The 17,190-nt window shown below is 60.0% G+C and carries 15 protein-coding genes; 5 read left to right on the plus strand and 10 right to left on the minus strand.

Translation table 11 applies throughout. The annotated features are described in order from the left end of the window. Window positions 1–58: 58 nt before the first annotated feature. Both pta and ACP7BN_RS06195 read left to right on the plus strand, forming a co-directional pair. Window positions 59–2,158 carry a phosphate acetyltransferase gene (pta, locus tag ACP7BN_RS06190; RefSeq protein ID WP_420647649.1) on the plus strand — a complete coding sequence of 700 codons (2,100 nt, stop codon included), beginning with the start codon at window positions 59–61 and terminating at the stop codon, window positions 2,156–2,158. After that, window positions 2,159–3,061 (plus strand): acyltransferase, encoded by a 903-nt coding sequence (locus tag ACP7BN_RS06195; protein ID WP_426202508.1) that lies wholly within the window; start codon window positions 2,159–2,161, stop codon window positions 3,059–3,061. It abuts the gene before it with no gap. Between the two features lie 118 nt (window positions 3,062–3,179). On the opposite strand, the gene cysN is transcribed toward ACP7BN_RS06195, so the two are convergent. The 3 genes from cysN to ACP7BN_RS06210 all read right to left on the minus strand — a co-directional run bounded on the left by cysN (window position 3,180) and on the right by ACP7BN_RS06210 (window position 6,900). Continuing rightward, window positions 3,180–5,078, minus strand: coding sequence for a sulfate adenylyltransferase subunit CysN (cysN, locus tag ACP7BN_RS06200; RefSeq protein ID WP_426202510.1), 1,899 nt, complete (start codon window positions 5,076–5,078; stop codon window positions 3,180–3,182). A 9-nt stretch (window positions 5,079–5,087) separates the two neighbouring features. Then, window positions 5,088–6,005 carry a sulfate adenylyltransferase subunit CysD gene (gene cysD / locus ACP7BN_RS06205; protein ID WP_007912374.1) on the minus strand — a complete coding sequence of 306 codons (918 nt, stop codon included), beginning with the start codon at window positions 6,003–6,005 and terminating at the stop codon, window positions 5,088–5,090. Between the two features lie 136 nt (window positions 6,006–6,141). Beyond that, on the minus strand, window positions 6,142–6,900 hold the full coding sequence (locus ACP7BN_RS06210; RefSeq protein ID WP_426202512.1) for a Nif3-like dinuclear metal center hexameric protein: 759 nt from the start codon (window positions 6,898–6,900) through the stop codon (window positions 6,142–6,144). 103 nt (window positions 6,901–7,003) lie between these two features. On the opposite strand from ACP7BN_RS06210, the gene algW reads away from it, so the two are divergent. The 3 genes from algW to ACP7BN_RS06225 all read left to right on the plus strand — a co-directional run bounded on the left by algW (window position 7,004) and on the right by ACP7BN_RS06225 (window position 11,087). Further along, a complete protein-coding gene (gene algW / locus ACP7BN_RS06215) occupies window positions 7,004–8,164 on the plus strand; it encodes a Do family serine endopeptidase AlgW (RefSeq protein ID WP_420647645.1) in 1,161 nt (386 codons plus the stop codon). 87 nt (window positions 8,165–8,251) lie between these two features. Further along, window positions 8,252–10,357 (plus strand): TonB-dependent siderophore receptor, encoded by a 2,106-nt coding sequence (locus tag ACP7BN_RS06220; RefSeq protein WP_426202514.1) that lies wholly within the window; start codon window positions 8,252–8,254, stop codon window positions 10,355–10,357. Window positions 10,358–10,367: 10 nt separating this feature from the next. Then, the gene (locus tag ACP7BN_RS06225) at window positions 10,368–11,087 is read left to right on the plus strand and encodes a DUF4198 domain-containing protein (RefSeq protein ID WP_426202516.1); all 720 of its coding nucleotides are present in this window, start codon (window positions 10,368–10,370) and stop codon (window positions 11,085–11,087) included. 227 nt (window positions 11,088–11,314) lie between these two features. Here ACP7BN_RS06225 and hisC read toward each other — a convergent pair whose 3' ends face one another. The 7 genes from hisC to ACP7BN_RS06260 all read right to left on the minus strand — a co-directional run bounded on the left by hisC (window position 11,315) and on the right by ACP7BN_RS06260 (window position 17,189). Next, window positions 11,315–12,367 carry a histidinol-phosphate transaminase gene (hisC, locus tag ACP7BN_RS06230; protein WP_426202517.1) on the minus strand — a complete coding sequence of 351 codons (1,053 nt, stop codon included), beginning with the start codon at window positions 12,365–12,367 and terminating at the stop codon, window positions 11,315–11,317. Window positions 12,368–12,369: 2 nt separating this feature from the next. Next, a complete protein-coding gene (gene hisD / locus ACP7BN_RS06235) occupies window positions 12,370–13,695 on the minus strand; it encodes a histidinol dehydrogenase (protein WP_426202518.1) in 1,326 nt (441 codons plus the stop codon). A 125-nt stretch (window positions 13,696–13,820) separates the two neighbouring features. Further along, complete coding sequence (hisG, locus tag ACP7BN_RS06240) at window positions 13,821–14,456, minus strand: ATP phosphoribosyltransferase (RefSeq protein WP_420647640.1); 636 nt, start codon at window positions 14,454–14,456, stop codon at window positions 13,821–13,823. A gap of 134 nt (window positions 14,457–14,590) precedes the next feature. Next, complete coding sequence (gene murA / locus ACP7BN_RS06245) at window positions 14,591–15,856, minus strand: UDP-N-acetylglucosamine 1-carboxyvinyltransferase (RefSeq protein ID WP_150595035.1); 1,266 nt, start codon at window positions 15,854–15,856, stop codon at window positions 14,591–14,593. A 22-nt stretch (window positions 15,857–15,878) separates the two neighbouring features. After that, complete coding sequence (locus ACP7BN_RS06250; protein WP_420647639.1) at window positions 15,879–16,118, minus strand: BolA family protein; 240 nt, start codon at window positions 16,116–16,118, stop codon at window positions 15,879–15,881. 115 nt (window positions 16,119–16,233) lie between these two features. Continuing rightward, on the minus strand, window positions 16,234–16,539 hold the full coding sequence (locus ACP7BN_RS06255; RefSeq protein ID WP_420647638.1) for an STAS domain-containing protein: 306 nt from the start codon (window positions 16,537–16,539) through the stop codon (window positions 16,234–16,236). Continuing rightward, on the minus strand, window positions 16,536–17,189 hold the full coding sequence (locus tag ACP7BN_RS06260) for an MlaC/ttg2D family ABC transporter substrate-binding protein (RefSeq protein WP_420647637.1): 654 nt from the start codon (window positions 17,187–17,189) through the stop codon (window positions 16,536–16,538). The genes ACP7BN_RS06255 and ACP7BN_RS06260 overlap by 4 nt, the downstream gene beginning before the upstream one ends. Between the last annotated feature and the right edge of the window lies 1 nt (window position 17,190).

The raw sequence follows: 17,190 nt of genomic DNA on the forward strand, positions 1-17,190 counted from the left end.
GCAGATCGGCATAGGTCATAGAAAGCTGATCGCCATTGCGCTCCCTTAGAGAATCCGCATGCAAACTTTTTTTATCGCGCCCACCGATTTTGGTGTGGGTCTGACCTCGATCAGCCTTGGGCTGGTACGCACGCTTGAGCGCGCCGGGCTGAAAGTCGGTTTCTTCAAGCCGATTGCCCAGCCGCATCCGGGCGACACCGGCCCTGAACGTTCCACCGAACTGGTGGCACGCACCCACGGCCTGAAGCCGCCGCAGCCGCTGGGTCTGGCGCATGTCGAGCGCATGCTCGGCGACGGTCAGCTCGACGAGTTGCTGGAAGAAATCATCACCCTTTATCAGCAGGCTGCCATCGGCAAAGACGTGCTGATCGTTGAAGGCATGGTGCCGACGCGCAGCGCCAGCTATGCCGCGCGGGTCAATCTGCACTTGGCGAAAAGCCTGGATGCCGAGGTGATTCTGGTCTCCGCGCCAGAAAACGAAGTGCTGACAGAGCTGTCCGGGCGCGTCGAGTTGCAGGCACAACTGTTCGGCGGACCGAAAGATCCGAAGGTCCTCGGCGTGATTCTCAACAAGGTCAAGACCGATGAGAGCATGGAGGCCTTCGCCACACGCCTGAAAGAACACTCGCCCTTGCTGCGCAGCGGTGATTTCCGCCTGCTCGGCTGCATTCCGTTTCAGCCGGAACTGAATGCCCCGCGCACCCGCGACGTCGCTGATCTAATGAACGCGCAAGTGCTCAATGCGGGCGACTACGAAACCCGGCGCATGACCAAAATCATCATCTGCGCGCGCACCATGCGCAACACCGTCGAGCTACTCAAGCCCGGTGTACTGGTGGTGACACCGGGCGACCGCGACGACATCATCCTTGCCGTCAGCCTTGCCGCGATGAACGGCGTGCCGTTGGCCGGCCTGCTGCTGACCAGTGACACCCTGCCCGATCCGCGCATCATGGATCTGTGCCGGGGCGCGTTGCAGGCCGGTTTGCCGGTGTTGTCGGTGAGCACCGGCTCCTACGACACCGCCAACCAGCTCAATGGCCTGAACAAGGAAATCCCGATCGATGACCGCGAGCGCGCCGAGATCATCACCGATTTCGTCGCCAGCCACCTCGACGCCAACTGGCTGCACCAGCGTTGCGGCACACCGCGCGAGATGCGCCTGTCGCCGGCGGTGTTCCGCTATCAACTGATTCAACGCGCCCAAGCGGCAAACAAACGCATTGTTCTGCCGGAGGGCAGCGAGCCGTTGACCGTACAGGCGGCGGCGATCTGTCAGGCGCGCGGCATTGCCCGCTGCGTGCTGCTGGCGAAACCGGAAGACGTGCAAGCGGTGGCGCGCGCCCAAGGCATTGAGCTGCCGGAAGGCCTGGAGATTCTTGATCCGGACCTGATCCGCGAACGCTACGTCGAACCGATGGTATCGCTGCGCAAGAGCAAAAGTCTCAACGCGCCGATGGCCGAACAGCAGCTCGAAGACACCGTGGTAATCGGCACCATGATGCTCGCGCTGGACGAGGTCGATGGTCTCGTCTCCGGAGTCATCCATTCCACGGCCAACACCATCCGTCCCGCTCTGCAGCTGATCAAAACCGCACCGGGCTGCACGCTGGTGTCGTCGGTGTTCTTCATGCTGTTTCCCGAAGAAGTGCTGGTTTACGGCGACTGCGTGATGAACCCGCACCCGAGCGCCATTGAACTGGCAGAGATCGCGCTGCAAAGCGCGGACTCGGCGGCCGCATTCGGCATCACCCCGCGCGTGGCTATGATCAGCTATTCCAGTGGTGATTCGGCCAGTGGTGAAGAAGTCGAGAAAGTCCGCGAGGCGACCCTGCTCGCTCACGAACAACAGCACTCGCTGCTGATCGACGGCCCGTTGCAGTACGATGCCGCCGCCAACGAAACCGTGGCCCGGCAACTGGCGCCGAACAGCCAGGTGGCCGGTCGCGCCACGGTGTTCGTGTTCCCTGACCTGAACACCGGCAACACCACACACAAAGCCGTGCAGCGCAGCGCCGACTGCGTCAGTCTCGGGCCGATGCTGCAAGGCCTGCGCAAACCGGTGAACGATCTGCCGCGCGGCGCGCAGGTCGATGACATCGTCTACACCATCGCCCTGACCGCGATTCAAGCCGCCAACCGACCTATGGATGTATAAATGCTGGCCTTCCTCCCTGCCCCGTTACGCGGCGTGATTGCCGCACTGCTGTTGGCACTCAACACCATTCTGCTGTGCTCGTTCCTGTTTCTGGTGGCGCTGTTCAAGGTGCTGCCGTTCGCCTTGGCCCGGCGCTTCACGCGCTGGCTGATGGGCCACACTCACGAAGCGTGGATCAGCAACAACAAAGCCTGGATGAACCTGGTCTGCCGCACCCGCTGGCACCTCAGCGGCCTGCAAGGTCTGGATTATCAGCACTCGTACCTGATCACCAGCAACCACCAGAGCTGGGTCGACATCATGGTCCTGCAATACGTGCTCAACCGCCGGATCCAGCCGCTGAAGTTTTTTCTCAAGCAAGAGCTGATCTGGGTGCCGGTGATCGGTCTGGCCTGGTGGGCGCTGGGCTTTCCGTTCATGAAGCGCTACTCCAAGGCGTACCTGGAAAAGCACCCGGAGAAGAAAGGCAAAGACCTCGAAACCACGCGCAAGACTTGCGCGAAATTTCGCAATAACCCGGTGGGCATTTTCAACTTTGTCGAAGGCACGCGCTTCACCGAGGGCAAGCATGCGCAGCAGAAGTCGCCGTTCAAATATTTGCTCAAGCCCAAGGCTGGCGGTATTGCGTTTGTGCTGGATGCCATGGGTGAACAGCTGGAGTCGATCGTCAATGTGACCATCCATTATCCGGGCGGGCGTCCGGGTTATTGGGACTTGCTGTGCGGCAATGTGCGTGACGTGGTGGTGCACTTTGAAGAGCTGAAAATTCCGCCTGCATTCATCGGCAAAAACTACGATCAGGACGGCGAGTACCGCCTGCAATTCCAGGGCTGGATCAATCAGCTGTGGCAGGACAAGGATGCGTTGCTCGAACAAATGCACCGCGAGTATCCAAGTACTTAAGATCAAAAGATCGTCCGAAGGCTCGGGCCGCGATCGGACGATCTTTTAGCAATCTCAAGACAACAAAAAACCCGCCGATGATCACTCATCGGCGGGTTTTTCAGTTTGCGGCTAACGCTTAGATCGCGCCACGCTTGCGCAGCAGATCGAGCACTTGCTTGACGCTGTCTTCCAGCGACAGCGACTGGGTGTCGATCACCAGATCGGCGTCCAGCGGCACGTCGTACGGGAAGGATTCGCCCGGGATGTTGTCACCACCTGCGGCGTACAGTCCTTGCGGATCACGCTCGGCGCAAACGGCTGGTGAGGCCTGAACGTAGACCGTCAACAGACGCTCCTTGCCGATCAGATCCTTGGCCTGCTCGCGACCTTCAGCGCTCGGTGCAACGAATGCCGCCAGCGTCAACAGACCGGCCTCGTTGAACTGACGCGCCACGTGCGCAGCACGGCTCCAGTTTTCGGTACGACCGGCGCGATCCTGTGGCAGCCCCTTGTTCAGGTCATGGCGCAAGTTCTGGCCATCCAGCACGAACACCGCACGACCGAGGTCGAACAACTTGCGCTCGACCGCGTAGGCCAGCGTGCTTTTGCCGGCGCCCGACAAGCCGCTGAACAGTACAGTCGCCGGCTGCTGGCCAAAGCGCTGAGCGCGCTCCTCAGTTGCTACGTGCGCCAGTTTGCCGTGATGCGTCGCGGTGCCGTGAGTCAATGGCTGAGCCACGATCATGCCGGCGCCGACGGTGCCGTTGGTCAAACGATCGATGATGATGAACGCGCCAGTGGTGCGGTTGCTTTCGTAACCGTCGAGGGCGATCGGCGCATCGAGCGCGATCCTGACCTTGCCGATTTCGTTGAGCTGCAACGCGCTCGCCGGGCCTTCTTCGAGGGTGTTGACGTCGACCTTGTTGACGATGCTGGCAATCGAGCCCGGCACGTAACTGGTGGCACGTTTGATGTCGTATTTCTTGCCCGGCAGCATCGGCTCTTCAGCCATCCACACCAGCATCGCTTCAAAGCTGTCGGTGACCGGCGGCACGTTGTCGGCGTGGACCAACAGGTCGCCACGGGAGATGTCGATCTCGTCTTCCATGGTCAGCGTCACCGCTTGACCTGGACCTGCGTGTTCCAGTTCACCGTCGAAGGTGACGATGGATTTCACGCGGCTGCTCTTGCCCGACGGCAGGACAACAACTTCGTCGCCCTTCTTGACGATGCCGCTGGCGAGGGTGCCGGCGAAGCCACGGAAGTTCAGGTTCGGACGGTTGACGTACTGCACCGGGAAACGCAGATCGGTGAAGTTGCGATCGCCCGCCACTTCCACGGTCTCGAGAATTTCCATCAGCGACTGGCCGGTGTACCACGGCGAGCGCTCGGATTTGTTCACTACGTTGTCGCCCTTCAGCGCCGACATCGGCACGAAGTGCATGCTGGTCGGCTTGAGCTTCAAGCCTTCGGCGAATTTCAGGTAGTCGGCCTTGATCGACTCGAACACACCCTGGTCGAAATCTTTCAAGTCCATCTTGTTGATGGCGACCACGATGTGTTTGATGCCGAGCAGCGAGGCGATGAAGCTGTGGCGACGAGTCTGGGTCTGCACACCGTAACGCGCGTCGACCAGGATGATCGCCAGGTCACAGGTGGACGCACCAGTGGCCATGTTGCGGGTGTACTGCTCATGGCCCGGCGTGTCGGCGATGATGAATTTGCGTTTGGCGGTGGAGAAATAGCGGTAAGCGACATCGATGGTGATGCCCTGCTCACGCTCGGCCTGCAGGCCATCGACCAGCAATGCCAGGTCGATGTCTTCGCCAGTGGTGCCAACTTTTTTCGAGTCGCGGGTAATCGCTTCGAGGTGATCTTCGTAGATCATTTTCGAGTCGTGCAGCAGGCGCCCGATCAGGGTGCTCTTGCCGTCATCGACGTTACCGCAGGTCAAAAAGCGCAGCAGCTCTTTACGTTCGTGCTGGCCCAGGTAGGCGAGGATGTCCTCGCTGATCAAATCAGATACGTGCGACATGACAACCCCTTAGAAATAACCCTGACGTTTTTTGTCTTCCATAGAGCCTGCGCCATCGTGGTCGATGACCCGGCCCTGGCGCTCGGAAGTTCGCGTCAGGAGCATTTCCTGAATGATGTCCGTCAGGCTCTCGGCCTCGGACTCCACTGCGCCCGTCAACGGGTAGCAACCAAGGGTACGGAAACGCACTTTCTTTTTGACGATACGCGCTTTGTCTTCATCAGACAGATGCTCAAGGATGCGCTCGTCGTCGATCATGATCAGCGTGCCGTTCTTCTCGATCACTTCGCGCTCGGCTGCAAAGTACAGCGGCACAATCGGGATGCCTTCGAGATAGATGTACTGCCAGATGTCCAGCTCGGTCCAGTTCGACAACGGGAACACACGAATGGATTCGCCCTTGTTGACCTTGCCGTTGTAGACGTTCCACAGCTCCGGGCGCTGATTTTTCGGATCCCAGCGATGCTTGCTGTCGCGGAACGAGTACACGCGCTCTTTGGCACGGGATTTCTCTTCATCGCGACGGGCACCGCCGAACGCTGCGTCAAAACCATGCTTGTCGAGCGCCTGTTTCAGGCCCTCGGTTTTCATGATGTCGGTGTGCTTGGCGCTGCCGTGGGTGAACGGATTGATGTTCTGCGCCACGCCGTCCGGGTTGATGTGGGTGATCAAGTCCAGACCCAGTTCTTCGACCATCTTGTCGCGGAACTTGTACATCTCCTGGAATTTCCAGCGAGTGTCGACGTGCATCACCGGAAACGGCAGTTTGCCCGGGAAGAACGCCTTGCGTGCCAGGTGCAGCATCACGGCGGAGTCTTTACCGATGGAGTACAGCATCACCGGGTTATCGAACTCGGCTGCCACCTCGCGGATGATGTGGATGCTTTCCGCCTCCAGCTGTTTCAGATGCGTCAGTTTGTCGACCATGGCTACTCACGAAAGCTTTCTTATGAACGGCCAGCGGGCCGTGTTCGAGCGGGGAATCCTAGCACAGCGGCCTGCTTCTAATCAGGACGTGAACTAGATCGAAAGGGTATATCAATATGCCCGCCCGTTTGGCTGCTCAGATCGGATTCGGGCAATCGATGAAGATATGCTCGACGGCGAAACGCTTGGCCAGATAGTCGCCCAGCGCCTGCACGCCGTAGCGTTCGGTGGCGTGATGACCGGCGGCGATGAAGCTGATGCCGTTCTCGCGGGCGCTGTGGAAGGTTTGCTCGGAGGCTTCGCCGCTGAGGAACAGATCGACGCCGGCAGCGATGCCCTGATCGATGTAACCCTGACCACCACCGGTGCACCAGCCGACCCGGCGAATCATCCCGCTGCCTTCGATCAACAGCGGCTCGCGGCCCATGACCTCTTGCACGCGACGGGCGAAATCCCTTGGGGTCATCGGCTCTTTCAATGAGCCAACCAGACCGACAATCTTCAGATTGTCCGGATCCAGCGGCCCTTCGACGGTGATGTCCAACTGACGCGCCAACTGCACGTTGTTACCGACCTCCGGATGCAGGTCCAGCGGCAGGTGATAGGCGAGCAAGCTGATGTCGTGCTTGAGCAGCGTCTTCAAGCGGCGCTGCTTCATGCCGGTGATGCACGGGTTCTCGCCTTTCCAGAAGTAACCGTGATGCACCAGCACCAGATCGGCTTGCGCCTCGACCGCGGCATCGAGCAACGCCTGGCTGGCGGTGACGCCGCTGACAATGCGCATTACTTGCGGACGGCCCTCGACCTGCAGGCCATTCGGGCAGTAATCGGCAATTTTTGCACTGGCGAGGTAACGGTCGGCTTCCTCGACCAGGGTGCTCAAAGCGACGGCCATGAAAGACTCCTAAATATCCCGTTCAGAGGCACGCGCGGCCTCGTATAATGCGCGTCATTATGGGCGGTCTGACTTCGCCTGCAACCTTTCCAGGACGTGCTTAATGTTCAAGGCGCTGCGTTTTTTCGGCTGGCCGCTGTTGGCCGGTGTGCTTATCGCTCTGTTGATTATTCAGCGATACCCGCAGTGGGTGGGGCTGCCGAGCCTTGACGTCAACCTGCAACAGGCGCCGCAAACCACCAGCGTGCAGCAGGGGCCGGTGTCCTATGCGGATGCGGTGACCATCGCCGCGCCGTCGGTGGTCAACCTGTACACCACTAAAGTCATCGCCAAACCGGCGCATCCGCTGTTCGAGGATCCGCAATTCCGCCGGTTCTTCGGTGACAACTCGCCGAAGCAGAAGCGCATGGAATCGAGCCTCGGCTCCGGCGTGATCATGAGCCCGGAAGGCTACATCCTGACCAATAACCACGTTACCAGCGGCGCCGACCAGATCGTCGTCGCGCTCAAGGACGGCCGTGAAACCCTCGCCCGAGTGATCGGCAGCGATCCGGAAACCGACCTCGCTGTTCTCAAAATCGATTTGAAAACCCTGCCGTCGATCACTGTCGGGCGCTCGGACAACATCCGCATCGGCGACGTCGCACTGGCCATCGGCAACCCGTTCGGTGTCGGCCAGACCGTGACCATGGGCATCATCAGCGCCACCGGGCGCAACCAGTTGGGCCTGAACAACTACGAAGACTTCATCCAGACCGACGCGGCGATCAACCCGGGCAACTCCGGCGGCGCACTGGTGGATGCCAACGGCAACCTCACCGGCATCAACACTGCAATCTTCTCCAAGTCCGGCGGTTCGCAAGGCATCGGTTTTGCGATTCCGGTGAAGCTGGCGATGGAAGTGATGAAGTCGATCATCGAGCATGGCCAGGTGATTCGCGGCTGGCTCGGGATTGAGGTGCAGCCGCTGACTCAGGAACTGGCGGAGTCGTTCGGCTTGTCCGGGCGTCCGGGGATTGTCGTGGCGGGGATCTTCCGTGACGGCCCGGCGCAGAAGGCTGGCCTGCAATTGGGCGACGTGATTCTGAGCATCGATGGCGAGCCGGCCGGTGATGGTCGGCGCTCGATGAATCAGGTGGCGCGGATCAAACCGACCGATAAAGTGACGATTCAGGTGATGCGTAACGGCAAGGAGCTGAAGCTCAGCGCCGAAATCGGCCTGCGCCCGCCACCGGCGCCGGTGAAGGAAAAAGAACCCGAGTAAGACTGTGTTCGCGCCGGGCGCGCGAATACAAGACATTCTCAAAAGGCATGTTATATTGTTTCAATCACTGAATTGGAACAACATAACATGTCGTCTCGAACAAAGGCCTCCTTGCTCGGCCTGACCCTTGGTTTGCTCGGCGAGCCCGCCTTCGCCGAAGAAGCGCAAACCCTCGAACTCGACGCCATCAGCGTCACTTCCGAATACGAATCCGCGAGCGGCCCGGTCAGCGGCTATCGCGCGACTCGCTCGGCCAGCGCGACCAAAACCGACACGGCAATCCGCGACATCCCGCAAGCCATCAGCGTGATACCTGCCAGCGTGCTCAAGGATCTCGGCAGTACCAGCGTCGAACGCGCGCTCGATTTCGCCGGTGGCGTATCCAAACAGAACAACTTCGGCGGCCTGACGCTGTACGAGTACAGCATTCGCGGCTTCACCACATCGGAGTTCTACAAGGACGGTTTCAGCGCCAATCGTGGTTACCCGAGCACGCCGGACGCGGCCAATATCGAGCGCATCGAAGTGCTCAAAGGCCCCGCCGCCAGTCTCTATGGCCGGGGCGATCCGGGCGGCACGGTAAACATCGTCAGCAAGAAGCCACAGCCTCAGGCCTTCACCACGCTGCAGACCAGCGCCGGCAGTTGGGATCGCTATCGCACCGCACTCGACGTCAATACGCCGCTGGATGAGCAAGGGGATGTGCTATCGCGGATCAACCTCGCGGTCGAGAACAACAAGAGCTTCCGCGATCACGTCGACAGTCAGCGCGTGTTCGTCGCGCCCTCGATCAGTTGGCAACTGAACCCGGACACGTCGCTGTTGGTGGAAAGCGAGATCGTGCGCCACAGCTCGACGTTCGACCGGGGCATCGTTGCGCCGAACAATAAATGGAGCGGTGTCTCGCGCTCGACTTTCCTCGGCGAACCGAATGACGGCGACATCGACAACCACAACAACATGCTGCAAGCCGCGCTTGAGCATCAGCTCAATGACACCTGGAAACTGCGCCTCGCCAGCCATTACAAGGAAGGCAAGCTCTGGGGTTTCGCCTCCGAATCGCGGCCACTGAATGCTGACGGCCACACAGTCAATCGCCGCTATCGCGAGCGTGACAACAACTGGCACGACAGCATTACTCAACTGGAATTGCGTGGGTTATTCGACGTCGGCAGTTGGCAGCACGAGTTGTTGATCGGCAGCGAGTACGAGAACTACCGCAAGGACGAACGCGTCACCACCATCGCTGGCAGCCCGTATGCCATCGACATCTACAACCCGGTCTACGGCCAGCCCAAGCCCAACGGCGCACGTTCGGGCACTGACTTCTTCGAGCACGTCGAAAGCCATGCCTTGAATGTGCAGGATCAAATAGTCTTCAGCGACAAACTGCGCGGGATGGTCGGTGCGCGCTTCGAGCATTTCGATCAACGCATTGACGATCACACCCGCGACACGCGCAGCCGCCAGACTCACGATGCACTGACGCAACGCGCCGGCCTGCTCTATCAATTGACCCCGCAAACCGGCGTGTTCGCCAATGCCTCGACCTCGTTCAAACCGAACAATGGCCTCGACGCCGGCGGTAAGTCCTTCGACCCGGAACAAGGCGTCGGCTACGAGATCGGCTTCAAGAACGAACTGTTCGACGAACGCCTGAGCAGCACCCTCGCGTTTTTCCACATCGACAAGGAAAACGTGCTCGCGGTCGATCCGGGCACCGACAGCAGCCGCGCGATGGGCAAGGCACGCAGTCAGGGTTTTGATCTGCAGGTGACCGGGCAAGTGACCGACGCAGTGCGAGTGATCGGTGCCTTCGCTTACATCGATGCCGAAGTGACCAAGGGCGATGCAGCAATTCCTGCCGGCAGCCGCATCCTCGGCGTGGCCAAGCGCAGCGGCAGTTTGCTTGGGGTTTACGAATTTCAGGACGGCCGCCTGCGCGGCTCGGACGTCGGCGCTGCGTTCACTTATGTCGGTGATCGCTCTGGCGAAGCTGGCAGCGATTTCGAGTTGCCGGCGTATCACACCGTCGATCTGCTGGCGCATTACAAGGCCACTGACAACGTCACCGTCGGCCTGAATCTGAACAACCTGTTCGACGAAAAATACTACGAGCGCTCGTACAGCAATTACTGGGTCAATCCCGGCGAGCCGCGCAACTTCACCGTCAGCCTGACCCTCAACCTGTAAGGACGTCACCATGCACCACGGCAAACTCTTATTGATCATCGCTGCGTTGTTCACTACTCAAGCATCGGCCCATGGCCTGTGGACCGAACAACGGCGCGGCAATATCGAAGTGGTCTACGGCCACGGCGCCGAAGACAACGCGTTCAAGGCGCAGAAAATCAGCGGCGCGTGGGCGTATGACGTCAGCGGCAAGATGATTCCGGTCAACGTGCAGCGCCTGCCCGATCATGCGCGCCTGCAACCCCTAAAGCCCCCAGCAGTACTGGCCGTAGACTTGAACAATGGCATGTGGTCGCAAACGGCAGACAAGAAGTGGATCAACCAGGGGCGCAGCAAAGTGCCGGGCGCAATCGAGGCGACCGAGACGTTCAAATACAGCCTGGCGATCTATCAGCCGGGGGCGAAATTGCCCAAGCTCGATCAGATCAAATTGCTGATCCTGCCGGAGGTCGATCCGCTCACCGTGGGACCGGGGAACTCATTGCCGGTGCGGGTGTTGCTGGACGGCAAACCGGCGGCGGGGATCAAGTTGATTGGCGACTATCGCAATGCGCCGAATACGCTGAGCACCGAGACCGACAAGGACGGGCGGGCGCAGGTGTTGGTGCGCAATGAAGGGTTGAATGTGATTGCGGCGCAGGTTGAGGTGGCGGTGAAGGACAGCCCTGATGTTAATAGTCGCGGGCTGTTTAGTTCGTTGACGTTTTTGGGGGAGGCTCATCACGAGTGATGGTGGATGGGTTTCCGAAATTTTTGTTCAATCCGAAAACTATCCCCCTCACCCCAGCCCTCCCGAAACGTCGGACCGCCCCCAAGGGGGCGAGGGAAAGGGAGCCGATCTCCTTGCTCTTCGAAACCGGCGTTCGACTCGGTATCTCAGGTCGATGTAGCTCTGAAGCATCCCCCTATCAGTCCCCTCTCCCCCCGGGAGAGGGTTAGGGTGAGGGGCTCTTGCCTTTAAAGGTCGCCAAGCCCGTCGATCAACGCCTGATTCTGCTCAGGTGTACCGATGGAAATCCGCAAGAACTGCGCAATCCGCTCTTGCTTGAAGTGCCGCACGATAACCCCCTGCTCACGTAACTTGGCCGCCAGCCCCGCCGCATCGTGCTGCGGATGCCGGGTAAAGATGAAGTTGGCCGCCGACGGCAGCACTTCAAATCCTTTGGCCTGCAACTGGGCAATCACCCACTCGCGGCTCTCGATCACCAGCGCGCAGGTCTTGTCAAAATACTCGCGATCTTCGAAAGCCGCAGCGGCGCCGACATTCGCAAGGCGATCCAGCGGATAGGAGTTGAAACTGTTCTTGATCCGCTCCAGCGCCTCAATCAGATCAGGATGCCCGACCGCCAGGCCAACCCGCAGTCCGGCCAGCGAACGCGATTTGGACAGGGTCTGGCTCACCAGCAGGTTTGGATAGCGATCCACCAGACTGATCGCCGTCTCCCCTCCAAAGTCGATGTATGCCTCGTCGACAACCACCACCGAATCCGGGCTGGCCTTGAGGATTTGCTCAACCGCGTCCAGCGCTAACAGGCAACCCGTCGGCGCGTTCGGATTGGGGAAAATGATCCCGCCGTTCGGTTTGGCGTAATCGGCCGGATTGATCTGGAACTGCGCGTCCAGCGGCACCGCGTCGAACTGGATGCCGTACAGACCGCAGTAAACCGGATAGAAGCTGTAGCTGATATCCGGGAACAAGATCGGCTGATCGTGCTGCAGCAAGCCGTGGAAAATGTGCGCCAGCACTTCGTCCGAACCATTGCCGAGGAACACCTGATTGCTCTGCACACCGTAATATTTCGCCACAGCATTTTTCAGCAGATCGCTGTTCGGATCCGGGTACAGGCGCAGGTTGTCATTCAGTTCGGTTTGCATCGCGGCCAGAGCTTTGGGCGATGGGCCGTACGGGTTTTCGTTGGTGTTGAGCTTGACCAGTCTGGTCAGCTTCGGCTGCTCGCCCGGCACGTAAGGCACCAGATCCTTGACGAAGGGGCTCCAGAATTTACTCATGCTCAGTTCCCCTGCTTGTCGTCAAGAATGCGGTATTCGGCGCTGCGCGCGTGGGCGCTCAGCGATTCGCCACGGGCGAGGATCGAAGCGGTCTTGCCCAGTTCGGAAGCACCTTCCTCGGAGCAGAAGATGATCGACGAACGCTTCTGGAAGTCATACACCCCCAGCGGCGAGGAGAAGCGCGCTGTGCCAGAGGTCGGCAATACGTGGTTCGGGCCTGCGCAGTAATCGCCCAGCGCCTCGCAAGTGTGGCGACCCATGAAGATCGCGCCAGCGTGGCGGATCTGCGGCAGCCAGGCCTGCGGGTCGGCGACCGACAGCTCAAGGTGTTCCGGCGCGATGCGGTTGGCGACTTCGATGGCTTGCGCCATGTCGCGCACGTGGATCAGTGCACCACGGCCATTGATCGAGGTTTCGATGATGGTCGCGCGATCCATGGTCGGCAGCAGCTTGTCGATGCTCGCCGCGACCTTGTCGAGGAACTCGGCGTCCGGGCTGACCAGAATCGCCTGGGCGTCTTCGTCGTGCTCGGCTTGCGAGAACAGGTCCATGGCGATCCAGTCCGGATCGGTCTGACCGTCGCAGACTACGAGGATTTCCGACGGGCCGGCGATCATGTCGATGCCGACCTGACCGAACACGTGGCGCTTGGCAGTGGCAACGTAGATGTTGCCGGGGCCGACGACTTTGTCCACCTGCGGCACGCTTTCGGTGCCGTAGGCCAGCGCGGCAACCGCTTGTGCGCCGCCGATAGTGAACACGCGATCGACGCCAGCGATACACGCCGCCGCCAGCACCAGCTCATTGACCTCACCACGCGGAGTCGGCACGACCATGACCACTTCGGTCACGCCGGCTACCTTGGCCGGAATCGCGTTCATCAATACTGACGACGGATACGACGCCTTGCCGCCCGGCACGTACAGACCGGCGCGATCCAGCGGCGTGACCTTCTGGCCAAGCACGGTGCCGTCTTCCTCGGTGTAACTCCAGGAATCCTGTTTCTGTTTTTCGTGATAGCTGCGCACGCGGGCGGCGGCTTTTTCCAAGGCTTCGCGTTGCGGCACAGTGATGCGCGTCAGCGCCAGTTCCAGGCGCTCGCGCGGCAGGATCAAGTCAGCCATCGAATTGACTTTGAGGCCGTCGAACTTCTCGGTGAACTCGACCAGCGCCGCATCGCCGCGCTCGCGCACAGCCTTGATGATGTCCAGCACGCGCTGATTGACCGAGTCGTCGGACACGCTTTCCCAGCTCAGCAGATGATCCAGATGACGTGCGAAATCCGGGTCGGCAGCGTTGAGTCGGCGAATTGCAGTCGGTGCGGTCATAGCGAGAGCCTCATAGGAATGGCAAAAACTCAGGCGCCCTAACTTAGCAGTCGTTTCCGCTTGGGCACCTGAGTTTCTGGCTATGAGGCGGATAGACGGGCGCGACTCAAAGTCGCGCAGGTAAATCAGCCGCGGTGTCGCGACTCCACTGCTTGACGCAGGGTGTCGATCAACGCCTGGATTCGGGCGTGTTGCATTTTCATCGAAGCCTTGTTGACCACCAGACGCGAGCTGATCGTGGCGATCAGTTCCTGAGGTTCCAGGCCATTGGCGCGCAAGGTGTTGCCGGTGTCGACCACGTCGATGATCTTGTCGGCCAGACCGATCAGCGGCGCCAGTTCCATCGAGCCGTAGAGCTTGATGATGTCGACCTGGCGGCCCTGTTCGGCGTAGTAACGCTTGGCGACGTTTACAAACTTGGTCGCCACACGCAGACGGCCCTTGGGCTCGACCGCACCGATCTTGCCGGCGGTCATCAGTTTGCACTGGGCAATCTGCAAGTCCAGCGGCTCGTACAGACCCTGGCCGGTGTATTCCATCAGCACGTCTTTACCGGCCACGCCGAGGTCGGCCGCGCCATGCTCGACATAGGTCGGCACGTCGGTGGCGCGCACGATCAACAGACGTACGTCCGGCTGAGTCGTGGGGATGATCAGCTTGCGGCTCTTGTCCGGATTCTCGGTCGGCACGATGCCCGCTTCAGCAAGCAGCGGCAGAGTGTCGTCAAGGATGCGGCCCTTGGACAGTGCGATGGTCAACATGGGAAACGTCAGTCCTTATCAAGGTACTCATGTCCGGTCGCAATCGGCGCCGGACACACATCGAGGCTGTCTAAAAGATCAGCCTCGATTCAGAACGAATTCAACGGACACGTCCCTGTGTCCACATGCAGCAATTAACCCGGAACGCGACGAATCTTGGCGCCCAGCATCTGCAGTTTCTCTTCGATGCACTCGTAACCACGGTCGATGTGGTAGATGCGGTCGATCAGGGTATCGCCTTCGGCAACCAGTGCCGAGATCACCAGGCTGGCCGACGCACGCAGGTCGGTGGCCATGACTGGCGCGCCCTTGAGCTTGTCGATGCCGGTGACGATGGCGGTGTTGCCTTCAACCTGGATATGCGCGCCCATGCGGTGCAGTTCGTACACGTGCATGAAACGGTTTTCGAAGATCGTCTCGATCACTGCACCGGTGCCTTCAGCAATGGCGTTGAGCGAGATGAACTGCGCCTGCATGTCGGTCGGGAAAGCCGGGTACGGCGCAGTGCGCACGTTCACTGCTTTCGGACGCTTGCCGTGCATGTTCAACTCGATCCAGTCTTCACCGCAGGTGATTTCTGCGCCGGCTTCACGAAGTTTTTCCAGAACGGCTTCGAGGATGGTCGGATCAGTGTCCTTGACCTTCACGCGGCCACCGGTGACCGCTGCGGCCACCAGGTAGGTGCCGGTTTCGATACGGTCAGGCATGACTTTGTAGAAAGCCGAACCCAGACGCTCGACGCCATCGATGGTGATGGTGTCGGTGCCGGCACCGGAAACCTTGGCGCCCATGGCATTCAGGAAGTTCGCCAGGTCAACCACTTCAGGCTCGCGGGCAGCGTTCTGCAACACGCTGCGGCCCTTGGCCAGAGCCGCGGCCATCATGATGTTTTCGGTACCGGTCACACTGACGGTATCGAAGAAGAAGCTTGCACCGCGCAGGCCACCTTCAGGCGCCTTGGCCTTGATGTAGCCGCCTTCGACGTCGATCACTGCGCCCATGGCTTCGAGGCCACGGATGTGCAGGTCAACCGGACGCGAACCGATCGCGCAACCGCCAGGCAGTGCGACTTCGGCTTCACCGAAACGCGCGACCATCGGGCCCAGTACCAGGATCGATGCACGCATGGTTTTCACCAGTTCGTACGGAGCGATCAAAGTCTTGATGGTACGCGGGTCGATTTCGACGCTGAGCTTCTCGTCGATCACCGGCTCGATGCCCATCCGACCGAACAGCTCGATCATCGTGGTGATGTCGTGCAGGTGCGGCAGGTTTGCCACCGTCACCGGGCCATCGCACAGCAGCGTGGCGGCGAGGATCGGCAGGGCAGAGTTCTTTGCCCCGGAAATGCGGATCTCGCCATCAAGACGAGCGCCACCAGTAATAATCAATTTATCCATAACAATCTCGACGCCCTTAGGCTCAGGTGCGCTCGGCCCAGGCCGCGCTGCTGAAAAATTTCATAGTGACCGCGTGGATGCTGCCATCAGCGATCCATGGGTTCAAATGGGCATAGATGCTCTGCTGACGCTTGACCGGGCTTAACGCCGCCAGTTCATCGCTGATCACGTTCAGCTGAAAGTTGCAGCCTTCGCCTTCAACTTCCACCTGGATTCCGGGCAGATTTGCTTCAAGGAAGCTCTTCACTTCTACGGCCTGCATGCTCAACCTCAATCGGCGCCCTGTGCGCACGGGTCGCACATCATACAAAAAAGCCCCGCGCCTGCGAACCCCGCGTGGCAGGACTCTGACGGGGGGCTGATTTACTGATGCGGGTTCAGGGTTGCGCCAACAGCTCGGTCAGCTCGCTGACCTGAGCAATTTCACGCATGTCTTCGGGCATCGCGCGGATGCTCACGGCCTTGCCGGCCGCTTGCGCATCACGCATGAAGCACAGCAGCAACGACAAACCGACGCTACTGGACTTCTGCACTGCCGAGCAATCGATCACCAACGACGCGGCTTTGCTGGACTTGATCAGTGCCTGACCTTCCTTGCGCAAGGCCGGGCCGGTGCGATAGTCCAGCACGCCGCTGAGCGACAGCTCGTCGACATCACTCATACGTACTGCCGCCTCATTCATTGCGCTTGCTTCTCGGCAGCTTGCTCGGTGGTCTGCTTGGCCTTGGCCACTTCCCCGGCCCAATTGTTGATGGTCTTGTCGAGGTCGTTGCCATTGCGCTGCATCGCGTCAGCAAACTGATCACGGAACAGCTTGCCAATGTTGATGCCGTTGATGATCACGTTGCGCAGTTTCCACTCGCCGTTGATCTTCTCCAGCGTGTACTGCACCGGATACACCGCGCCACTGCTGCCCTTGACGGTCATGTTGACGCTGGTGCGATCGCCCGACTCGTCCTTGGCAGGATCGACGGTAATGCCCTGGTTGTTGTACTCGAGCAAAGCGTTGCCGTAGAACTGGAACAGGCCTCTCTTGAAGTTCTCTTCGAACGTCTTCATCTGCGCGGGGGTGGCCTTGCGCGAATACTTGACGGTCATGATGCTCTTGGAAATGCCTTCGGCATCCACGACTGGCCCGACGATGGTGTTCAGCGCCGTGTAGAAGTCAGTCGGATCCTGCTTGTACTTTTCTTTGTTGGCGGCCAGATCAGCCAGCAACCGGCTGGTCGTGTCCTGAACCAGTTCGTGCGCCGAAGGTGCCGCCACGGCGTTAGCCACCAGCGGCAATGCCGCGAGTAACACCAACAGGCCACGTCGCAAGGTAGAGATCATT

Origin of the sequence: Pseudomonas sp. TWP3-1 (assembly GCF_049896625.1) — a bacterium.
Taxonomy (GTDB): domain Bacteria; phylum Pseudomonadota; class Gammaproteobacteria; order Pseudomonadales; family Pseudomonadaceae; genus Aquipseudomonas.

Coding starts and splice junctions, on each gene's coding strand:
- ACP7BN_RS06255 (WP_420647638.1), bottom strand. CDS start 16,539: ATGAATGAGGCGGCAGTACGTATGAGTGATGTCGACGAGCTGTCGCTC.
- ACP7BN_RS06220 (WP_426202514.1), top strand. CDS start 8,252: ATGTCGTCTCGAACAAAGGCCTCCTTGCTCGGCCTGACCCTTGGTTTG.
- ACP7BN_RS06260 (WP_420647637.1), bottom strand. CDS start 17,189: ATGATCTCTACCTTGCGACGTGGCCTGTTGGTGTTACTCGCGGCATTG.
- algW (WP_420647645.1), top strand. CDS start 7,004: ATGTTCAAGGCGCTGCGTTTTTTCGGCTGGCCGCTGTTGGCCGGTGTG.
- hisD (WP_426202518.1), bottom strand. CDS start 13,695: ATGACCGCACCGACTGCAATTCGCCGACTCAACGCTGCCGACCCGGAT.
- cysD (WP_007912374.1), bottom strand. CDS start 6,005: ATGGTCGACAAACTGACGCATCTGAAACAGCTGGAGGCGGAAAGCATC.
- cysN (WP_426202510.1), bottom strand. CDS start 5,078: ATGTCGCACGTATCTGATTTGATCAGCGAGGACATCCTCGCCTACCTG.
- hisG (WP_420647640.1), bottom strand. CDS start 14,456: ATGTTGACCATCGCACTGTCCAAGGGCCGCATCCTTGACGACACTCTG.
- murA (WP_150595035.1), bottom strand. CDS start 15,856: ATGGATAAATTGATTATTACTGGTGGCGCTCGTCTTGATGGCGAGATC.
- ACP7BN_RS06195 (WP_426202508.1), top strand. CDS start 2,159: ATGCTGGCCTTCCTCCCTGCCCCGTTACGCGGCGTGATTGCCGCACTG.
- hisC (WP_426202517.1), bottom strand. CDS start 12,367: ATGAGTAAATTCTGGAGCCCCTTCGTCAAGGATCTGGTGCCTTACGTG.
- ACP7BN_RS06250 (WP_420647639.1), bottom strand. CDS start 16,118: ATGCAGGCCGTAGAAGTGAAGAGCTTCCTTGAAGCAAATCTGCCCGGA.
- ACP7BN_RS06210 (WP_426202512.1), bottom strand. CDS start 6,900: ATGGCCGTCGCTTTGAGCACCCTGGTCGAGGAAGCCGACCGTTACCTC.
- ACP7BN_RS06225 (WP_426202516.1), top strand. CDS start 10,368: ATGCACCACGGCAAACTCTTATTGATCATCGCTGCGTTGTTCACTACT.
- pta (WP_420647649.1), top strand. CDS start 59: ATGCAAACTTTTTTTATCGCGCCCACCGATTTTGGTGTGGGTCTGACC.